The organism is Halorubrum tropicale (genome assembly GCF_001280455.1).
GTDB classification, from domain to species: domain Archaea; phylum Halobacteriota; class Halobacteria; order Halobacteriales; family Haloferacaceae; genus Halorubrum; species Halorubrum tropicale.
This window is the reverse complement of the sequence record NZ_LIST01000009.1, coordinates 58,819-78,960: the sequence shown is the minus strand read 5'-3', so window position 1 is coordinate 78,960 and position 20,142 is coordinate 58,819. Positions and strand designations below refer to the sequence as shown.

General features: G+C 53.1%; 20 protein-coding genes and 1 pseudogene. 12 read left to right on the top strand and 9 right to left on the bottom strand.

Going from position 1 to position 20,142, the window contains the following annotated elements; all coding sequences use genetic code 11:
* A partial coding sequence (locus tag AMR74_RS17995; RefSeq protein WP_077152431.1) for an IS6 family transposase occupies window positions 1-567 on the bottom strand: 567 nt, incomplete at its 3' end.
* Window positions 568-724: 157 nt separating this feature from the next.
* Here AMR74_RS17995 and AMR74_RS15910 point away from each other — a divergent pair.
* Window positions 725-1,633 carry an ABC transporter ATP-binding protein gene (locus AMR74_RS15910; protein ID WP_053773035.1) on the top strand — a complete coding sequence of 303 codons (909 nt, stop codon included), beginning with the start codon at window positions 725-727 and terminating at the stop codon, window positions 1,631-1,633.
* Here AMR74_RS15910 and AMR74_RS15905 read toward each other — a convergent pair.
* Both AMR74_RS15905 and AMR74_RS19990 read right to left on the bottom strand, forming a co-directional pair.
* Complete coding sequence (locus AMR74_RS15905; RefSeq protein WP_053773034.1) at window positions 1,630-3,504, bottom strand: ABC transporter permease; 1,875 nt, start codon at window positions 3,502-3,504, stop codon at window positions 1,630-1,632. The genes AMR74_RS15910 and AMR74_RS15905 overlap by 4 nt on opposite strands.
* A 27-nt stretch (window positions 3,505-3,531) precedes the next feature.
* Complete coding sequence (locus AMR74_RS19990) at window positions 3,532-4,116, bottom strand: outer membrane protein assembly factor BamB family protein (protein WP_394324743.1); 585 nt, start codon at window positions 4,114-4,116, stop codon at window positions 3,532-3,534.
* 514 nt (window positions 4,117-4,630) lie between these two features.
* Between AMR74_RS19990 and AMR74_RS17985 the strand changes: the two genes are divergently transcribed.
* The 7 genes from AMR74_RS17985 to AMR74_RS15890 all read left to right on the top strand — a co-directional run bounded on the left by AMR74_RS17985 (window position 4,631) and on the right by AMR74_RS15890 (window position 12,752).
* A complete protein-coding gene (locus AMR74_RS17985) occupies window positions 4,631-5,452 on the top strand; it encodes an IS5 family transposase (RefSeq protein ID WP_077152424.1) in 822 nt (273 codons plus the stop codon).
* A 149-nt stretch (window positions 5,453-5,601) separates the two neighbouring features.
* Entirely contained in the window at window positions 5,602-6,111 is a 510-nt protein-coding gene (locus tag AMR74_RS18820) for a hypothetical protein (protein WP_137692886.1), read from the top strand.
* A gap of 572 nt (window positions 6,112-6,683) precedes the next feature.
* Complete coding sequence (locus AMR74_RS15900) at window positions 6,684-7,184, top strand: hypothetical protein (RefSeq protein ID WP_053773033.1); 501 nt, start codon at window positions 6,684-6,686, stop codon at window positions 7,182-7,184.
* Window positions 7,185-7,220: 36 nt separating this feature from the next.
* Window positions 7,221-7,424, top strand: coding sequence for a hypothetical protein (locus AMR74_RS18815; RefSeq protein ID WP_139043043.1), 204 nt, complete (start codon window positions 7,221-7,223; stop codon window positions 7,422-7,424).
* Window positions 7,425-8,561: 1,137 nt separating this feature from the next.
* Window positions 8,562-9,347, top strand: coding sequence for a hypothetical protein (locus AMR74_RS18805; protein WP_139043042.1), 786 nt, complete (start codon window positions 8,562-8,564; stop codon window positions 9,345-9,347).
* 1,021 nt (window positions 9,348-10,368) lie between these two features.
* Window positions 10,369-11,145, top strand: coding sequence for an ABC transporter ATP-binding protein (locus AMR74_RS15895; RefSeq protein ID WP_053773032.1), 777 nt, complete (start codon window positions 10,369-10,371; stop codon window positions 11,143-11,145).
* Complete coding sequence (locus AMR74_RS15890) at window positions 11,142-12,752, top strand: hypothetical protein (protein ID WP_053773031.1); 1,611 nt, start codon at window positions 11,142-11,144, stop codon at window positions 12,750-12,752. The genes AMR74_RS15895 and AMR74_RS15890 overlap by 4 nt, the downstream gene beginning before the upstream one ends.
* Before the next feature lie 223 nt (window positions 12,753-12,975).
* On the opposite strand, the gene AMR74_RS15885 is transcribed toward AMR74_RS15890, so the two are convergent.
* Complete coding sequence (locus tag AMR74_RS15885) at window positions 12,976-13,407, bottom strand: hypothetical protein (protein WP_077152422.1); 432 nt, start codon at window positions 13,405-13,407, stop codon at window positions 12,976-12,978.
* On the bottom strand, window positions 13,407-14,240 hold the full coding sequence (locus AMR74_RS15880; protein WP_053773029.1) for a ParA family protein: 834 nt from the start codon (window positions 14,238-14,240) through the stop codon (window positions 13,407-13,409). Before AMR74_RS15880 ends, AMR74_RS15885 begins: the two co-directional genes overlap by 1 nt.
* A 230-nt stretch (window positions 14,241-14,470) precedes the next feature.
* On the opposite strand from AMR74_RS15880, the gene AMR74_RS18800 reads away from it, so the two are divergent.
* The gene (locus AMR74_RS18800; protein ID WP_139043041.1) at window positions 14,471-15,361 is read left to right on the top strand and encodes a hypothetical protein; all 891 of its coding nucleotides are present in this window, start codon (window positions 14,471-14,473) and stop codon (window positions 15,359-15,361) included.
* A gap of 254 nt (window positions 15,362-15,615) precedes the next feature.
* Here AMR74_RS18800 and AMR74_RS15875 read toward each other — a convergent pair whose 3' ends face one another.
* The 3 genes and pseudogenes from AMR74_RS15875 to AMR74_RS17975 form a co-directional block, all read right to left on the bottom strand.
* Entirely contained in the window at window positions 15,616-15,897 is a 282-nt protein-coding gene (locus tag AMR74_RS15875) for a helix-turn-helix transcriptional regulator (protein ID WP_053773028.1), read from the bottom strand.
* 156 nt (window positions 15,898-16,053) lie between these two features.
* Window positions 16,054-16,833, bottom strand: a complete 780-nt coding sequence (locus AMR74_RS15870; RefSeq protein WP_053773027.1) for a transcriptional regulator TbsP domain-containing protein — start codon at window positions 16,831-16,833, stop codon at window positions 16,054-16,056.
* Window positions 16,834-16,925: 92 nt separating this feature from the next.
* Window positions 16,926-17,257 (bottom strand): annotated as a pseudogene (locus AMR74_RS17975) (IS5/IS1182 family transposase); the annotation flags it as partial.
* A 168-nt stretch (window positions 17,258-17,425) separates the two neighbouring features.
* Here AMR74_RS17975 and AMR74_RS17970 point away from each other — a divergent pair.
* From AMR74_RS17970 to AMR74_RS15865, 3 genes are all read left to right on the top strand, one after another.
* On the top strand, window positions 17,426-18,052 hold the full coding sequence (locus tag AMR74_RS17970; RefSeq protein WP_082356910.1) for a DUF4352 domain-containing protein: 627 nt from the start codon (window positions 17,426-17,428) through the stop codon (window positions 18,050-18,052).
* Between the two features lie 3 nt (window positions 18,053-18,055).
* Window positions 18,056-18,460, top strand: coding sequence for a hypothetical protein (locus AMR74_RS18795; protein WP_139043040.1), 405 nt, complete (start codon window positions 18,056-18,058; stop codon window positions 18,458-18,460).
* 166 nt (window positions 18,461-18,626) lie between these two features.
* Window positions 18,627-19,295: a site-specific integrase gene (locus tag AMR74_RS15865; protein WP_053773026.1), complete on the top strand. Its 669-nt coding sequence runs from the start codon at window positions 18,627-18,629 to the stop codon at window positions 19,293-19,295.
* A 180-nt stretch (window positions 19,296-19,475) separates the two neighbouring features.
* Here the strand turns inward: AMR74_RS15865 and AMR74_RS18790 are convergent, their stop codons facing one another.
* Complete coding sequence (locus AMR74_RS18790) at window positions 19,476-20,132, bottom strand: hypothetical protein (protein WP_139043039.1); 657 nt, start codon at window positions 20,130-20,132, stop codon at window positions 19,476-19,478.
* Between the last annotated feature and the right edge of the window lie 10 nt (window positions 20,133-20,142).

Here is a 20,142-nt window from a genome sequence, read left to right as displayed (position 1 = left end):
GCTGAAACTATTCGCAAATGATGATGTTCGTCGTTCTRTCTCCCAAAAGACACGTTCGATAGCATTCCGATTTCCATGTCGAATGATTTGAAATCGATACCCGTCTTCAGCAAGAACTGATCCAAGATAGTCTGCGTCATCGACGAGAAATTCGACGTTATTCAGCTGATAGCGCCGGTGTAGCTCGGTGAGAAACCATCGCGTTGTCTGTTTATTTGCGGTCGGATAGAGGCTCAAGTGAAGGATCTCGTTCGTCTGTGGATCAACCGCGGCGTACAGCCAGAACTTCTGGCCGTGGAGGCGGATCATCTTTTCGTCAACCGCGAGTTGATCCTCGGAGACGGTCGAGATCGGCTGTAGATCGGCCTTATGAACCCAGTTGTGGATCGCGACGTGACTTCGACTGATTCCAAACAGTTCAAGATGCTTACTTACCTCGCGCAGTGACATACCGGCTAAGTGACTGCGGATCCCTAGTTCAATCGCCCAGCGCGGCGTTCGATCTCGCTCCACAAACGACAAGTCGATCCACGTGATACGTTCGCTGAGGCGTTCGATTTCGGCCATAAGCACTCTGAAGTCGAGCGCCTCATCCTCTAAGTTAACGCGACCGCCTACTGAACGGGAAACTTTTTACACGTATTCGCCGTGTCGAGAATATGGTCCTCCAAGTGGGCCCTTCACATCCGATTCGTGGTCTCGACATTCCACTGGAGGGAGTACAATGACTGCGATCCAAGTGGACGGAGTCACCAAACGCTACGGTGGCGAACCGGCTGTTGTGAACCTCGATCTCACAGTCGAGGACGGTATCGTCTACGGATTCCTCGGGCCAAACGGTGCGGGAAAGTCCACTACCATCGACATGCTGATGAACTACACGCGCCCGTCCACAGGTAGCATCACAGTCCTCGGAATGGACGCCCAAGAAGACGCCAGCGAGATTCACGCTCGAACTGGCATCCTCCCCGATCGGTTCGGCGTTTACAGCACCCTTACGGGCCGCGAGCACGTAGAGTACGTTCTCGACGCCAACGACGCGACCGGGAACCCAGAAGCGGCTCTCGACCGCGTCGGCCTCGGTGACGCAATCGGCCAACGCGCCGGCGGCTACTCGAAGGGGATGCAGCAACGACTCGGGCTTGCGATGGCGATCGCCGGCGAGCCCGAGCTCCTCATCCTCGACGAGCCGTTCTCCGGTCTCGACCCCTACGGCGTCCGACTCGTCAGAGACGTCGTCAAGGCCGAACGGGACCGCGGCGCGACCGTCTTCTTCTCCAGTCACGTCCTTGATCAAGTTGAGCGTGTCTGCGACCAAGTCGGCCTGCTCGCTAATGGCCAATTGATTGCCGAAGGTACGCCGACCGAACTTAGAGACGTGGCTGGCGTGAAAACTCGGCTTCACATCCTAACAGCTGATGAGGATTTGGCGGTGGAAGGCATCCGTGATTTCGATGGCGTCGAGGACGCTATCTACGAGGCTGGCGAACTCGTGGTTACGTGTCCACAGACTGCCTGTTATCAGGTGCTACAGAGGCTGGAAGGAGCTGGGATGAGCATTCAGTCGTTCGACATCAAGCAAGGAACGATCGAGGACGCCTTCGTTGAATTGGCTGACGCCCGAGCCGACTAGTCGATGCTTCGATGACGGTAGACCGGGACAGCAACCGCCAAGGGAACGAGCGCCCACAGGAGTAATTCAGTAAACGCGATGGATGGATGTAGGTACCAGACGGGCACGTCGGACCCATACTGTAATCGTACGACCACTTGATTTGAAACCTGATTCGGCTGGAGTTCACTGATGACGGCGGCAGCGGGAGCTGCCGAGTTCGGAACGCCGATGATCGCATTCGTTACGACGTTCGAAAGCTGGAAGGGTGCGAGCCAGCGGATGACCACGTAGAGGGGATTATTCGGTGGGGAGAACCCAGAGACACTCGTTCCCGAGATCAGTTCGTAAAGCGTGTTCGAGAGTTGGAACCACGTGAAGTGGACTGCAGTAAAGATGAGGACTGCGAATCCGGCAACGGATTGACTCTGTAGTATCGTTGATAGCGATACGCCGATTCCAGCAATTATAGCGACGAATAGGACGGTATACGAGAGGAAAACTGCGAGTTTGGCGAGGGAAACGACGCCGTACTGTGGAATTGCGACCAGACAGGTGAGAGTGACTGCGAGGGTTATTGGAACAGTGAATGCGGCAGCGCGGCCGAGAGTGAAGCCAACGAGAGTTTCCATGCGTGAGGTCGCGGTGCCGGCGGTGAAACGAATTGCACCCGTGTCCCGATCATGAATTACAGATCGAAACGTTCCGAAGAGCACACTGGTTCCACCGATGAACGCCAGCGGTGTCTGAAGGGCAGCCAGCGGGACGCGGGAGCCGAGTGCTTCTTGGACCTGCGTAGGCTGTGAGAGACTGAGGAAGGCGGTGATGAATACCAGCCCACCTGCCACCCAGACGAGCGGGCTGCGGGCGACTCGGTGGAATTCTCGGCGGGCGAGGGGCTGCCAAGAGCCGGGCAGTGAATCGATGACGTAACCGCGCTCGGGTAACCAGGCGGAGCGTGGTCTACTGAACCGGGGCATCGATGGCACGGCATTGAGGAGGCGACGGAACGGTTCGGACTGACTACCTGGGGCGAGGTCGCCTTGCTGGAATAGCATGACCCCGCTGACCAGTGCGAGCGCCGGCCACGTTAGTAGGAATCCTAGCGCCCACCACGGTGAGAGCGGCGGGGGTGTCGGGGCGAGCTCCCCGGATTGGGTTATGGCATCGGCGACTTGTGTGACGGCTACGTCGGTGCCGATAGGGACATTGAACAGCCAGTTTGTGAGGACTTGGAAGGCGCTGGCGGGTGAGAGCCAACCTGCTTTCGCGAACGCTCTGGGGTGCGCGAGTTCGCTTCCGGGGGCAATGCCAGTTGCGATCTGCCATACGAACGGGAGCGTGATGCCGTTCCAAAGTGTTAGACCGATAGTTGCGATGGTTCCGAGGATGACTGCGCGGGTCGTCGACGAGCTGGCGGCCGAGAGTCCGACGATCAACCCGGTCCATGCGAACACGTACGCCGTCGAGAGCGCGAGAAACCCGAGGGACAACAGTGGGGAAAACTGGCCGTACTGGAGCGTATCGTACCCAATTATGAGTACGGTAGATGCCAGGACTGGAACGAGGAGTGCCGTCCCGCGTCCGAGAACCATCCCCAGAACGAGACGTGGGCGGGTCGTCTTAGTACCGAGGAGGATTCGGGCGGTCCCGGATTCGCGTTCTTGAGTGATGGCTCGAAAGTTGATGATGGCAGCGGCGAATGGAACAATAAATGCGACCGCAGGCTGTGCGTGGATCAGCGATATCGCGTTATCGATAATTTGAGCGGCTGCAGGTTCTGGTTGCGTGGTTACTCGACTGAAGACGATGAAGCACAGGACGACAATCCACGGGCCTTTCCCGCGAAGATACCGCCGGCATTCAGTTCGTGCGATTGTGGACGTGGGCATACGTGGAGACGGGGGTGGAAGCTATTATTACGTCTGCTGGGCGACAGTACAGGTGAGAGCGCCGCTATCCTCGCTACTCCGGGCAGTGAGGAAAATCTGGTCGCTCCCGATCGAGAGTGGTGGCGAAATTGATTTTCCAGATGTCGCGATCTCGGTAGTGGACTGGTCTTCCCGTAGTACTTGGAAGATGGATTTTCCGGCCGTGGTCAGAACAGCGTTCTGCGTCACGAGCGGCTGTTTCGAACCAGGCAATTCTGCGCTCCACAGAAGTTCGCCAGACTCCAACTCGAGGACGTGCAAGCCGCTGTTTGGTCCCACGACGAAGACTCGACCTGCGTTCTGGTCAACTGCTGGCGGTGCGCTTACATCATCCTCTGTCGGATACTGCCACTGCTCTTCTCCACCCTCAACATCGAACGCATGGATGGTCCCCGTGTCGACATTTGTGTATAGGACCAGCTCACCGCCGATGACGGGTTGGCTTACACCTGACAGACTGTGAACCGTCCAAACGACTTCTTGGGAGGACGGGTCGAAGCTAACGAGCCCGGATTCATCATCACCTGTGTGGGAAAAGACGATTCGACTCCCATCAGTTGCGAGTCCATAGATGACACCGAACGGTGAGGATTCCCATTGGACATCGCCGGTCTGAGCGCGTAATCCAGCAAGATTCTGGCCAGAGCCGCTACTGACGATAATCGTATCCTCGAGTTTGAGATGTTTCTTGTATAACCCGCTTCCACCGATCGATTGCGTCCAGTGAACTCTCCCAGTATCTATGTTTAGGGCAGCGGTCGTTCCGCCGCCAGAGATGATCGCAGTCTTTCCGTAGACTGATGGGGTCGTGTAGTCGACGTAGTCGGTGTTCTGCCACCGCTGACTGCCTGTTTCAGGGTTGAGTGCAAAGACACCTGTGGGGTCGTCTCCATCACTTGTACGGGAAACGAGTAGGTGGCCGTTCGCCAGAATAGGCGTATCGGTGCGATCCCCGTTCGCCCCCTCGAAGAGCTCCGTGATCTGGAAGGGACCTACTGGGAATGTGATGTCAGCGAAAGCTGTGTTTGCTTGGTTGGCTCTGTTGAAATCCTCAGAGAGTTACATGTTCGCCGTGTAATTCAATGAGATGAAGTCCCTCCCGAAGTCGCAGATTCTCCGGTTTACTGAGAAGGCGATCCATCTGGCACGGCGAGCTGTCTCTCGGTACTCCTCGAAATTCTCCAAACACCGCTATACACTTCCCCAGCACGTTGTTCTGCTCTGTCTCAAAGTTCGGAAGAACACGACCTATCGTGGCCTGCTTGATGAGTTAATCGAGATGCCACGCATTCGTCGAGTTCTTAGATTAGCCGAACTTCCCACGCCATCAACGCTCTGTAAAGCGTTCAATCGACTTGATATGGCTGTATGGCGTGCTATATTGACTCTCTCAGCGACGCTACTTCCGACGAGCGGTATCGTTGGTGTTGATGCGTCAGGGTTTGACCGCAGTCACGCTTCGAAACACTACACGAAACGAGCTGAACTCACGATTCAGCAGCTCAAAGTGACGTTGCTGGTCGATACGAAAGTGAACGCAATCCTCGATCTCCACGTGACGACAACACGAAAACACGATAGCCAGATTGCGCCGTCGTTGATCAAGCGCAACTCCGAGGATATTGGCATTCTCCTCGGAGACAAAGGCTACGACGATCAGAAAATCAGACGGCTCGCCCGGCAACACGAGATTCGGCCACTAATCAAGCATCGTGAGTTCACATCACTCCACAAGGCATGGAACGCTCGCTTAGACGCTGATCTCTACGGCCAGCGGAGTCAATCCGAGAGTGTGAACTCCACGCTCAAGCGAAAGTACGGTGCGTTCGTTCGATCACGACACTGGTGGAAACAGTTCCGTGAACTCACTATCGCTTGTCTCGTTCATAATCTCGACCGGTCACTCTGAGCGGTCGATCTGCGTACTTTAGATGAAAATCCGCGTGAGTATTAGTGAAATATATTGGTGTTTCCACGTTAAGCAAGAGCGCCATAGATCCAAACCATTTTGATTGGGTAATTCGTCCCCTAATTTAATCGGCTGTTATAATCTCGCTCATGGATCAATTCCAAATTCTTCCGGGACATTGTGTGGTCCATGATGACTATATCGAGATCGAAAGTAACAAAATCACTAGAGCCAAGCGTCTCCTGAAAAATAGCCATACACTACAAATAATTCTGTCAACAACAGCTCTCTATCTGATATTGTCGATTGTTTTTAACACTAGTATATTTGTCAGAGAAGTCGCGGTAAATGGATTAGTTAGCGGTGTACTTTTGGGGTTTTTATTATTATCTGGGAAATATGTCTACAATAGGTATTTTGGAGTCTCTGACGAAACTAAAATTGAGTTTGGAACAATCCAACAGATCATCTTGTCCAAACCAAATAAGATCGGTCATCCACACATGATCATACAGTATCAGGAGAATGACTCTGAAAAACTCCGAGTAGTTCAATTGATGCCGACGTGGTCTAAGAGTGAAACAGATACTCTATCAGATGTTGAGGATATATTAGTCCAGAATGGTATTGAATATAAACGCCGTGAAGATCCTAAGTAACTTCTGGGCCGATCTTTCACATTCACTCTCTGAAAATAATATACGGCTTTATTGGGTTCCATTGAAGCAACTCTCAACTAATCGACACTAACCCAGTTGAAGCCAGCATACAATTCTCATTTACAGCCGTTTCACACGATTTTATGTCTGAATAATGGGATTTCAACAGAGCCGTTGCGGGTGTTCAACAAGCGCATGAAGACACTCGTACCGTTTGAGGAGGACGTTGGCGAAGTCTTTAGAAGTGGGAGGGGCCATAGTGACTAATTCCTATACCCAATATTAAACATTAGCCTCTGGCCGTAATTGAAATTAAGAATGGAATAACGCTATGGGAGCCACTCATTGGGAGAACTGCCTAAAATTGGTAGGGGTACTTCCTTTTGAGAGGCCTATTTGCTACCCGTTTTTTCCAGTACAATAGCATGAATACTACCCGGAGTTAGTACTGTGTATGGTGTCAAACCATGCCCAATAAGAGAACGCGTAGAGATGTAGTGCGAACCACAGTCGGTCTCGGTGGACTCGGGCTCACCGGGTTGCTAGCTTCGGGCACTGGAGCAGCGAAACCCATGAAGAAGGGGAGCGAAGGGTATCTCATCAATGAGGATGGGTTCCTCGAGTACCACGGCTCGAAAGACGATGAGTACATCTTCGAAGCAGTCGAGGGGATGAACAAGGCCAAGCGCAACGGAGAGGCCAACTTCGTAATGAAGGATGGCCAGGTGATCGTGGAAGACGTCCCAACTATCACCAGGCAGGACTCATGTGCGGGGCAGAATGGCTACAACGGCAAACTACAGTACAACGGCTACAAACACACGTTCAAGCTTGACCACTGTAACACTCGTGAGCTCATCGACCTGCTCATCGCTGGTACTGCGGTCTCTCAGGTCGCTGCGCTCCTCACCGCTGCTACGGGGAACGTGCCCGCTGCATTAGTCGTTGAGTGCGCTGCCATTATCCTCGCTGCAGGCTGGCAGATCATCGACAACAACAATGAGGGGGAAGGTGTTGAGGTGGTCTTCTTCCTCCCGAACGTTATCGGTGTGCCGGGAGTCAATCCTCAGTAGCCAACGATCTCACGACCCCAGAAGTTTACCGGAACCATGCTTTCAGACACAATTTCGATAGACGACTGGTGGGTCGTAATGATCGCTTCAGCAGCCCTCATGCTCGGCTTCCTGTTCAACGGATATTATCACAATACGCCTGGATACAGTGGCATATATTTCCTCGCAACTGTCCTCGTTACAGCTGTTGGGGGCGGGTACGGGGTGATTATGACTATCAGGAGTGGCCCACCGGAATGAGAGTATTCGTACGCCAACTACCGCCAATTGTAGGAGGCGAGATCACTCCACAACACTTATTGTGTGGTAGAGTTCATATGAACTAATGGTGAAAATGGTTAAAATGTTGAGCGATCTGTACGATCCGGACGCCCGAGCAATGACCATCGTTGCCCTTGGGTCCGCGTTCGTACTGATGCTTTTTGTCATCAATCCGGATCGTTCGAACCCAGTATATCTAGCTGGACTTTTGGCGACAGGATTGGTGCTAGCAGCAGCTGTCGGAATCCTTGTGTCCTTGCGAGAACGCTGATCGGGTACTAAATCCAACTTCGTTCGACTCAGCATCCAACTCTTCGAGGAGGTCGGTGGGTAGCCCAAGTGTAATCGGTTCCATGTCGTATTAATTACAGTAGCGGTGGTCCTGCTTGCTCATAATAATTTGTAACTGATCCAGCATTGGATAGGGTACAATTGTTTCTCGTAATGGAACCGATGTCGAATTGGATACGAGAGTGGATTTCTATGTAACCGACTGGAATTTGGCACGTCTCCTCATGCTTTGTTAGGTGTTCGTAGTGGAAAAAGAAGTCATGAACGTTTCGTGTCGTTCGCAACTCAACAGACCCGTGGAGTTGCGAATGCCGGTCAAAACGTTCACGGGATCGACTCTATTCGGACCAGTACCCGCTAGAAATAGCCGCGATTACGCTCTAATTGCTATCATAGAGATAGATTATTATACTAAACAAACTTATCGGTCGAAATCTACCTCAGCAAAGAGTGATACCTCTCGCGAAAGGCTAACCCAGACCGAGCTCTAAATGAGTGTGATCAGCTCTCTGTCCAGCCAATCAAGAAACCGGCTGAGCGTTATCCGTGGCTTCTTCCGAGTTTTGATGACTCCAATGCGCTCTTGGGTGAGGAAATCGACCAGCAGCCACATGTTGTAGATCACACACCCGAAGGCGAAATGGAACCACTGGACTCCGAACTCCTTCGAGGTAGTCCACGCTGCTGCGTTCTTGATCGACGAGTATGAGAAGCCAATTCATTACTTGAAAATATGAAAAAGGCGAAAAGATATTCAGTTCATGATTATTCAATCAATGGTTAATGTAAATACACCCTGTATTAAATAATCGATTGGGGAAACCCATGACCGACAAACCAAACCAGACGCGACGGCAGACCCTGAAAAAGTTCGGTGCCGGGCTTGCTACAGTCAGTTTCGTTGGAACAGCTAGTGGTAAAAAAACGAGTTTAACCTCATTGAATGATATAGATTCCAGAGTCTTGGAAGCGTATAACGACAACGGCGAAGATGGTGTACACAAAGTGATGGCGGAAACCGGTTATGATTACAATGTCACAACGAGCTCGAAGACGTTTAAGTCAGAAGATAACTCAGATATCAGTCCTGATGCGCGCTATCTAGAAACCTACGCGGATTTAATGGTCAATGTGTTTGACGACCCCGAAGGGGACGATCGAGTTCGAGTACAGGTTATCACAACCCTAGACGGTACAGGCGCACCATCTGGATACGGTACGTGGGCGGAAGATGCCACAGTAATCACTTATGACGGTAATGAATGGACAAACGTTGGTGAAGCAAGTCTACAAATGAGTCCCTCTGAAGGGGGGACGATCGGATTGTATCCTGCTGCCATAAGTTCTGGGGGAGTCGGTGGTGTTGTAGACTTAGACTCCATCTATACAGATACCTCTCAAAATATCCTACTAGCTCAATCCCTAACCAATCTTAATGGTAACCCAGGAACCATCTACGGAAGTTATAAGCATACCTGGTCAGCTAATCCCTTTGGTGCATCTGTTGATGGTATCGAAGGTGGAGTAGGGCCAGCTACTATATCGTTCAGTGGTGTAATCGAGGATGATTGGCAAATCGTTGATGATGAAGGTACAGATAATCTAATATAACAATATCCTTTAGAAAGAATAAATAGGGATTATTATAAACTACATTTTTGACTCACATGGACTTACAAGAGTGGTTTCTCGGTTTAATCGCCTTTCTCTTAGCAGGTATCGCGATCGAGATTGGTTCTGGGGGATTCATACTATATGGTATTTCACTATACATAATTCAATTATTTACTGCGTTTTATTTAATCGGTTGGCCGATCTATAGCGAAGTGTTCAGATAAGCTGATTCGGCTTTGTTGAAATCCTTAGAAGTTGATATTTTCACAGCGTCGGTCGTTCAGCACAGGTGAACGACAAATCGTTCAGTACAGATGAAGTCATAACCGTAGTGACAGGGATTTAGTACCGACCTCCGAATTGATATTATATGACCTATCTCGGAATTCTCTTGGTAGGTGGGTTGCTCGCCTCATCAATCCTCGGTGGAATCACTTATTTCGATACAAAGCGCCGTGGACTACCAACTTCAAGTCGTCTCTTGTGGCTGAGTATCGTCGGAGGTATCAGTTTCTGTGGATTTCTTGTCCCACATTTCTACGAGTCTACAGGTACAAGAGCAAACTTCTAGATTACCTGCAGAGGCCTGATATATCACTCCCCCGTTTTGTAAAATATCTGTTGTGAGAAAATAACTCGTGAACGTTTCGTGTCGTTCGCAACTTAACTGACTCTCTGATGTTCCACAACCTCGGAGGATAGATTTGATGCGTGCCTTTCATTCTCTACATGTGGGTGTGAAATAGGAGCAGTCGGGGGATTTGGTTTTCCTTTCACTCAGAAAACTTTTCTAACGTACATACCCGATGTCAATTCGAAAAGCACCAGACAGGAGCCTAACCAGCCTCGTTCGACGTGAAATTAAGCCACGCATCACAACCCAAGCTCCGAAACTCTGGAGCGATCACGCCATCTACTCGCGTCGTTATCTACCCATGCGGCATCACCTCATACGTGTGACCGGAAGATGATTCCGAAACGCATAGAGGATCGGTTCGGGAAATGACACCCGTTGCGTATGCCCTCCACCCACGACGAATCCGCCATTCTGGCGACCGATCTCCGGAAGAGCTACGGCTCAGAGGTCGCTCTCGACAGTCTCACACTCGACATCCCGCACGGGACCGTCTACGGCTTTCTCGGCCCGAACGGTGCGGGGAAGACAACGACGATGCGGCTCCTTACCGGTCTCAGCGATCCGGACAGCGGATCGGTACGCGTCTGTGGCGTCGACCCGAGCGACCGGCGTGCGATCGCCGGTCGGGTCGGCTACCTCCCTGAGACGCCGCCGTTGTACGACGAGTTCAGCGCCCGCGAACAACTCGAATACGTCGCCGATCTTCGCGACATTTCGCGGTCCGTTGCCCGAGAGCGCATCGGCGAGTACCTTGACCAATTCGGCTTAGCCGGTGACGCGGATAGGCGGATCGACGGGTATTCGAAGGGAATGAAACAGAAGACTGCGTTCATACAGAGCGTCCTGCACGAACCGGATGTCCTGTATTTAGACGAACCGACATCGGGGCTTGACCCCCGAGCGGCGCGCACTATCCGGGAATCGATCATCGCGTTTGCCGACGCAGGGACCACGGTGTTCCTCTCAACACACATTCTTCCGGTGGTCGAAGCCGTCGCTGACGAAGTCGGGGTGTTGTTTGACGGAAGACTCGTCACCGAGGGGACCCCCGCTGAAGTACAGGCCCGTGCGGAGACTGGCGAGAGTGGATCCCTCGAAGACGCGTTCCTCGCCGTCACGAGCGAACCCGAAACGGACGCGGCCTCTCGGAGAGAATGAGCGTCCGACAGGACGTTCGCCACGGGCTCCGAATTGGGCGAGCGGAGTTCGTCCGAAGCCTCCGTGGGTACCTCGGGAACCCTCGTCGAGTCCTTGGACTCCTGCTCACGGCGCTGTTCTTCGGCGGCGCACTCCTGTTCGCGCTGCCAACGGCGTATGTGCTCGGGCAAACCGCGCGCTCCGTGGCGGCAGTCCCGTTCTTTGCGCCCGCTGCGACGCTCGTACCTCTCGGTCTCCTGTCGGTATCGGTGTTTCGGACCCTCGAACGACTCGGACACATCGACGGTGCGGATTTCGTCCTGCTGGCGGTTCACCCGCGAGCAGTCGTTATCGGGCTCATCACAGCGGAGGTGGGACGGCTTTCCCTGTGGTTCGGGATCCCAATCGGGGCAGTGGTCGTCACATTCGCACTCGGAATGGGCTCGCCGCTGCTCGTTGCTTTGGGCGGGGCGGTCACGCTGCCGCTCGTTTGCTGTGCCGCCGTCTGGGGGTACGCCGGGGGAATTGCTGTGCTGCGACTCCTGCGGAAACTCCCAAACCTTCGCCGTCTCCTGAAAAGGGTCGGTATCCTCGCGATGGTCGGACTCGTCGTCGCGTCGCAGTTCGCCGGGCAGTTCATCGTTGAATCCGACCTCTCAGTGCAACGGCTGTTGTCGACAGTAGCGTTCGATCCCCTCGTGGAATACGTTGCACTCGCGTTCGTCGGAACACCAGTCTCCAGACCGACCTCCCTAGGGGCGGTGGCGGTGCTCGCGGCGTTAATCGCTCTCACGCCGGTCGGTCTCGCCGTCTCGACCAAGCAGGTTTCTACGCTCTGGTTCACCGATTCAGTCGGTAACAACGAGTCGACGCAGGTGCGGCGATCGAGTGGCGGATTCTCTGCCCCACAGCCGTTCGCATGGACTAAACCCAGTCGTATCGCGTGGGGGATTCTCGTGCGCGGTCGCCGTGATCCGGCGGAGTTGAGTCATCTCTTGATTGCTGTCTTTTTTATCGCACCCTTTGGGACGATGTTTCTCGAGTTTTCGGGCGACGCCCTCGGACCCCTCATCACTGGAGGCGGCGTCGTTCTCGCAACATACCTCTCAGGCGCAACCTTTGGGTTGAACCCGCTTGGTGACGATCGGCCGCAACTACCGTTCCTCCTTCTCACCGAGACATCATCCGCGGCTCTCGTCCGTGGAAGGCTCCTCGCCGGTGTTGCGGTTGGAGTGCCGATCGCTGTTCTCAGCTCGCTCGTCTCGATCGGTTTCGGGATACTGGTGCTTGAAGCGGTGGCGACCGCCGCCGTCGGAGTTGTGATGTGTCTCGCTGCGTCAATGTTCGCGGTCGGTATCGGTTCGGCGTATCCGATCTACGAGGAGCGCGAGTTCTGGGGGACGGAAACGGTCGTCCCGTCGACGCTCGTCATGATGGTGTACCTGTTCGTTGTGGGGGGCGGAACGGTTCTTGGGCTGTTCGTGACGTGGTTCGCAGTCACCGGAAACGTCGTGTTGACGCCTGTATTCGGCGTGCTCTTCGGTACGTATCTACTGTTGACAGGCGGCGTTTCGTATGGTTCCTACCGCTATGCGCTCCGGCGGTACCGACGCTATACCCTGGCGTGACCACGCCGTTTCAGATGGGCTGTCCGCCGAGCACACCTGCTGTCAAGCCGATTGATGACACACCGGCGGGACATTCCACCTTGTGAGCCCTGCGAGGTCAACAGCCTCGGGGTCAAGCCCCGTGGCATCTGCCTTGTTGATCTGTGAACTGTTCGGCGTCCCCAATTGGGGCGCGCCCGGTGATATCCCTCTAGAGTGATAGCACGGGCCGTACTGATACCGGTCACTCGATGTCGTAGCCCCACTCTCGAAGGACATCGGCGACTTCGTCTAGATGTTCCATTCCGACGAGATACGCCGCCTCTCGGGCGTCAGTGAGTTCGACATCGTCATCAAGTCGTTCTTCAAGCGCAGGCCGGAGCTCCCGACGTTCCCGCTTTACGGTGTGTTCTGTGTAGTGGATCGTCTTGTGGTCCCGATCGTCTTTCACTCCATCGCGACGGTGGATCCACGGCAGCGTCGCCTCGACATCACCGGGATGATCTGGGACGCCCGGCATCGCTGTCGTCGAATCTGGCTCTCCGGTTTCCTCGTGGAGGTCCTCGTGGTGGGGCTCAGGAGCCGGATTCGCAGAGTCTTCGTCAACGTTGTCCTCCTGATCGTCATCGTCTGCGAACGGGTCATCGCCGGCACCGGACTTCATCCCATTCGGCATCAGGCGCTCACCTCCTCAAGATGTCGTGCCAGCGTGTGGAGCTGCTCAAGCGTCTCCATCTCGTGATCGCGCTTTCGGTCGCGGACCTCATCGACGTACGAGAACGCCGTCCGCTGGGCGTCCCAACACCCCTCAAACAGTGACGCCCGCTCACCGATCGCGACCGGCGCATCGTAGCCGAGTTCGCGGATCCGTTCGAGGTAGCGTTGCTGGTCCGCGGTCCGACCGACGCCGTTCGGAACGACCGCAAGGACGCCGACCGTCACACCGACTGTGTCCTCAAAGCCCTGGACGACGTCGCGAAGCCCCTCGATCGACTGCATCCCCTTCCCGGTCGGCTCTAGTGGGATCACAAGCGAACGCGTCGCGGCGATTGCGTTGTAGAGGTGTGGGCCCGCGGTCGCCGGCGGATCGACGACAATTGTGTCGTACTCGTCGGGGATGCCGGCGTCGAGTAGCACTTCTCGGAGCCGGTCCCAGCGGTCGAACTCCTCGCCGAGGTCCTCCGCCATCGACTCTGCCCGGCCGAGGAGATCGCCGAGATTCTCCAGCATGTTGTGGCTTGGTACGAGGTCGAATCCGTATGCTGTCTCCTCGACGAGCTCATGGAAGTCACCCTTCGGCCGGTCGATAAGATGTCGGGCGATGTTGTCGGCGTCGCCGTCCTCACGTGGGGTATCGACGCCGAGGAGGTACGTGAGCGAGCCGTTCTGTGGGTCAAGATCGATCGCGAGGACATCGCGACCGTGCTGGGCGTGGGCGTCTGCGAGATTCGACGCGAGTGTCGTCTTCCCGACGCCCCCAGCCTCTGAGTACGTCGTGTACGTGAGCATGTTATACTAGTTGGACTGTCTGATAATAAAGACACGTCAGACAAACTATCTGGTCTAACTAGTTGTACTAACTAGTACAACTATATGGGGAAACAGTACAACTACTTAGTACAACTGTTCAGACTAACTGGTTAGTGTGACTACTTCTGCTATGAATAGTGAATTGCCACTCTCACATTCGCTATCTCAATAGCAAGTCGTATAGGCTGTTCTTTAGATCATATCTACTGATGAGTGCGCCGCTGCGTGACATCAGATTGGTTCGTAATGGTGAGCAGCAGCACGCTCCAAACCTCATCGGTCTCGACGAATCAGTTACCACGGTTGATGGAACACGATACACTGTCGTGGTCGCTGTTCGTACCGCCCGAGAGAACGATATCTCCCTTCTTCGGGCTCTGATTGATCATGACCTCTACCCGTTTGAGCACAAGTCATCGTCACTGCTCCGTTACGGCGGTGTCTCCCCACAAGAGCGTGCTACACGGGTTCAAGGACTTATTGAGGATCTTCGACATCTCCCGGTTTCTTGGAGCGCTATCCTTTGGGAAGGTCCGCATCGGGCTGCTGAACTCGCAACATGTGCGGTTACTGCTGCGAAAAAATCGATTACCAATCCACTGCAGACCGGAGACATCGCACATGGATGTGGTCGGACAGCCTTTCTTCATGATGGTATCGAAGATTCTCATAGTAACTACTTCGAGCAACTGAAGCTACAGATGCCCTCAGCATTCGACACTAGTTTCCAGCAGTCTATCTGCCCGGTCTTGCTGACATTCATGGAGAATGCTGATCGAACATATCCCGCGACGAATACTGCGGATTACATCGCTGGCCATATTGCCCACCAGCTGGAAAGCAGTCAATCTGACCTCCCGTCTCAAGTTCTTGAGTTCGACCCGTCATGGGTAGATCCAGCCCCCCAAGCAGAGGTCCCCTACCGACTCGACTCAGTGCGACCAATTCGCGAAGAAGGTGGTCGTTCCCGTGTACTCGCCTGGATTCTGGGAAAGGGCATTCCTAGAAACCCATCTCCAATAAACAGAGACCCATACCGAGACCATGTGGAACAAATTGCGGATGACGCTGTCCGATCGTATCTACTTGAGGAGTTCTAGATACAAAGACCGGATGTCGTCGGACCGTGAGCCACTACCTCACTATCCTAGCCGGGAGAGGCGGCGCGTTACGCTAACCCCCTCTCCCGCATCCTCACGTGTAGATACCCCGGTCTGAATAATAAGCATTGCGGCTTTGTTGAAACCATCAGCAGCTGATAGTTTACACTACCAATCGCTCAGTACAGGGAATTCAGAGCCTACAATCCCTATTAATTACCGGGAGTGATCTGTACCCGAGTACAGCAGTTCGGTCACTCGTCGTGGTCAATATATCCGGCTTCCCATTCAACCCGAGCTTCAATCTCTCTCGTGCCTCGACGGGTGGTGCTGTACTCGTTGGTCCGTCGATCGCGCTGCCCCTTTTCGATGAGTCCCTTCTCAACAAGCGTATCGAGATTTGGATAGAGCCGACCGTGATGGATTTCTTTTTCGTAGTAGTCCTCGAGCTCGTCTTTGATCGCGAGTCCGTGGGGGTCATCAAGTCCGGCAATGACGTACAGTAGGTCTCGCTGAAAGCCAGTGAGGTCGTACATATCATATGTTACGTGTTCGAGTTTTGAAACACTATTGGTCTGGAGACCGCGTGTTATGGAACCCGTCTCACACCCTCTGTGCGGTGATTTTGTCTGTTTGATATCACGCTTGAGTCGGAGGATGAGCGTATTCCCGTTGCTGTCGTCGGGTGGATGCTACAACGTGGACTGGAACTCGGTAGAGAGCGTTTTCAGGTCTACCGTAGCGATTTTGTCAGTTGCGAGAAGTCGAAGGCGTGGGCGGCCAATATCTATTGGGACTTTTTCAGTCTCGATGAGGTCAGCGTCTTCGAGTGCTGATTTGGCCCGTGAGAAGGTTGCTTTCGAAGCGATACCCACATCTTCTCCCCATGTCGAGATATCGTAGAGGAGGGTCTCGTTGCGGGCTGCGAGGATGAGTATAATCTCGACGATACTGAGGTATTCGTTGCTCTTGGAAATGTCTTCAGCGTGTGCGAGGACTTCGTTGAGTTCGCCTGCGACGCCGTCGCCGATCTCCTCTCGGAGCGTCTGTTTCACTACTGAGAGGGCAGGTGTCCGGAGGTGATACTGCTCGGCGGCTTCGAAGCGCGAGTCGAACTCGTCGTAGATCCCTGAGACGAGTTCAGAGTCTGAGCTCGAAATACTGTGCCCACCGACTACGGGAATCACAGTCTCAGATTCGGTCGTGAAGATGGTATTCTGGGCTGGCTCCATGAGCGTTCGAAGGCTGAGTTGCTCCCGGTGGATGAGTTCGGCTATCTTTGAGGCCGTGAGGAAGCTGTAGAGGGCGTCTTTGATTTCATCTGAGTCTGCGAGCAGCCGGACCTTGGGCTGGTCCTCACCCGTTACTGCTTCTTCTGCGAAGGCTGCGATTTGTTCAGAGCGGGGATTGATATACAGTGCTGGCTCTTCTCGTTCGGGAATCATCTGAGTGAAAATGTGTTGTTTGGCCATGTTGTGTAATTTTGCCGATATGTACTTAATAGATATGGTATCATAGAACAGTTTCTACTTACAGTATGAAAATATGAACTTCGCCGCGATCGGATCTTTCGCCTGGTCAAGACGATTGTACAGCTGTAGCCGTGGTAGTACCCGTCGTCAGTTGGATCATAGCACTTCAACGCGTCTTGATCGGTGGGTATCTCGTTCACGTCAGTTGAATCGATACAGTATGTCAAGTCGAGCAGACCGCGCGGGCGGCCTGCTCGACGAGGTTGTCGAACACCTTGCTAACGACGTATTCGAGGTCGGTAAGGAAGCGATCGACCCCCGTCGAGAGACGCGGTCGATCGAACCCACGGCTCAGCCAGACAACCGCGTTCTGAAGTTCTCGTTTAACGGGACGGATGACGTAGATGTTCTTGTAGGAGCAGTTCTATGACTCCTTCAAAATCCCATTTCAAAACTGGGATTATCTGTCATTAAAATATAACTCTAGGCTGTATTGTATCTCCATTGATATAATCTTATATAATATTATTTTATGTAATCAGACATTCCTACATAGCTAACATTTAACACAGTAGCTGAAAAATTGACAGATATGAACCGAAGAAAGTATCTAGCTATCTCTGGCGGTATGGTAGCACTAGCAGGGTGTAGTGGTGAAACCGAAGAAAGCCCGAGTAGTTCGGGCGGTGAATCCGATAGCGATTCACAAGATGGATCCGATAGTAGTTCGGGAGATGGCTCAGACGGCGGTTCGGAAAGTGGAGATGGGGAGGATTCAATTCCCACCCATGAGATCGGTGATACGTTCATGGTAGGGGGTGATGAGAATGCTGTAGAATATACTGTTTCATCTGCTTCAACAGCTGATGCTATTGGAGGTGAATACTCTAGAGAAGAAGCTAATGGAGTATTTCTTATCGTTCAACTAGAAATGGTAAACCAAACTAGCGAAACAATTAATATCTCGTCTAATCACCTGAAGGCAGTGGATTCTGATGGAAATCAGTTTGATGCTGACGCCGGAGCTAGCGTCTATCTGGAGAGTGACGGAAGATTTGATGTTTCAGGAATAAGCTTTGAGCAACTAAATCCCGGATTGTCTACTTCGGGAGCCGTGATCTTTGACGTGGCCACTGGTAGTAGTTATAGCCTATTAGTTGAACCAGTTGGACTCTTTAGCTCTGCAGATTCACACCTCGTAGAATTGGGGAGTACCTAAAATATGAACATTAATGTCAAACAAGCGGTAACAGCCGGTATCTTAGGACTAATTCCTGCTATTGTAGCGTATATGCTCATTACAATAGCAGCGGGTGCTGAAACGTTGGGTATTTCAATTCTGCTTATCGCGTTGCTTGGATTCGGTTATTACTTTTACCAAAAAACAAGCATAAAGGGACAAGCAAGTACTATGTTCTTTGTTTTAGCGATTGAATTATTACTATCTCCATTAGTATTTCTGATATATACGTTTGTATTCACAGCAGAAAATACAGCTGGAGATGCTGAAGCAGCAGGTGCTGCTATTGGTGGTATTCTGTTAATTGGTGTTGCGTTCTTTATTGGACTTCCACTAGCAGGCGTGTTCTATTTGATATCTAGAAAATTAGACACAGGTCCTGAATAGCTACTTCGCTCATAGGAAGCAGATTGTTGGTCGAAGCAGTGAACCTCGATCCGGGGGTAGTAGAATCCGGTATTCGACTACCGATACGTCCGATCTGACTCTCAAAGAGACCCCTCAGATACCTATTCCACACGATTTTTAGTAGCGCCACCTCGTTAAGACTACTGTGCGACTTGACGACTACCCCAAACGAGACGGGAAGCGGGTCTGGCTCAGCCAACGCGACGAGAACGACGAGGTCGCAGCGCTCATCGACGAGGCGAAGTCTCCCGAGCAGGAGCTCGCGTTTCGGCTCGGTGTTCAGGCCGGCCTCCGCCGCGAAGAGATCGCCAGCGTCACCAGCAACGACTTTACCCACGCTCCCGACGGCTTCCTTCGCGTGTGGAACGACTACGCGAAGCGCGGGAAATATCGGGAGACGCCGATCCCGAAAGAACTCGCCAGTTCCGTTCGAACGCTCTCGTACGAGCGTGATCCCGACGAGCCGGTTGTCGGTGTCGAGCCGAACTCGATCTATCGCTGGGTGAAGCGAGCTGGCGAGCGACGCTACGCGGCAACCGGTGACGAGGGATGGACCTACCTCGACGTCCACGACCTCCGGCGGACGTGGGGCGGGCATCTCTTGTGGGACTGCGGCGTACTTCCTGCCGTGGTAATGAGCTTCGGCGGGTGGGAGGACTGGGAGACGTTCCGGAACCACTATCTCGGGGAAATGAGTCCGGCAGCCGCCGAGCGAGAACGCAAAAAGATCTCGTACGTCACGGGCAGCGTCGAGTCCGACCCGGGTGCGGATCCGGTTTTTGAGCCGACGATTCAGTCGCGTTCTCTGTACTGATCTATAGGCCTAATCGTAGGCCAATTTGTAGATGGCTCTTGCCCAACCTAGCGAAACAACTATTCGATATATGATATAGGCTGCTACTGACTGCTGAATAGAGAGGATGTAGTCCGCACGGGGACTACATTATTTTCTCCAAACAGGTTCTGAATCAGCCGATAGAACGTGCTTGCGAAGTTATCGATTGATTTCGAGTGTCCACTCATCATACGCTTCGATATACACCCACCCAGCGCCGTCGTAGGTTTCGGTCGTTTCTCCTTCAAATGAGCTATCCGTTTCGAAGAGGGGTTTACGAGGGTTGCCGTGAGGGCCGAGAATACGAGCGACAAACCGGCCCTCCCCGGAATACGTTGCATTGATCGATGTTTGTCCAGTGAACTCATATGGACCTGCGTAATCTGGCCACTCGCCGGATAGCGATGCCGGAAGAGAGAACACATCCTCCTGACTGGGACGTGGTTGCTCAACACGAAGGTGCCAGTCACCGGTTGCGGTAACCTCTATGACGTATTCAGCATCATATGTCCCTTCTGCCCACCGACCTTCGACAGCGCCCTCTCGATCTACGAGTACGAGTGAGTGTGAGGCCTCCTCAGAGCGCAGTTCGACAGTAAAATCGCCGTCGCCGTCGTGCTCGTATTCGACTGCAAAGAAGCCACCTTCGTTACGTACCTCCTCAATTATCGTAGGACCTTCACCGTCGAACAATTGTGGGTTTGGATCCTCGAACACTTCTCTCTGCTCACTCTCATCGGAATCATCTCGAAAGCATCCAGCAATCGCAAGACTAAGACTCAACCCGCTCATCTGGAGAAGGTTCCGACGCTTCATATTAGACTGA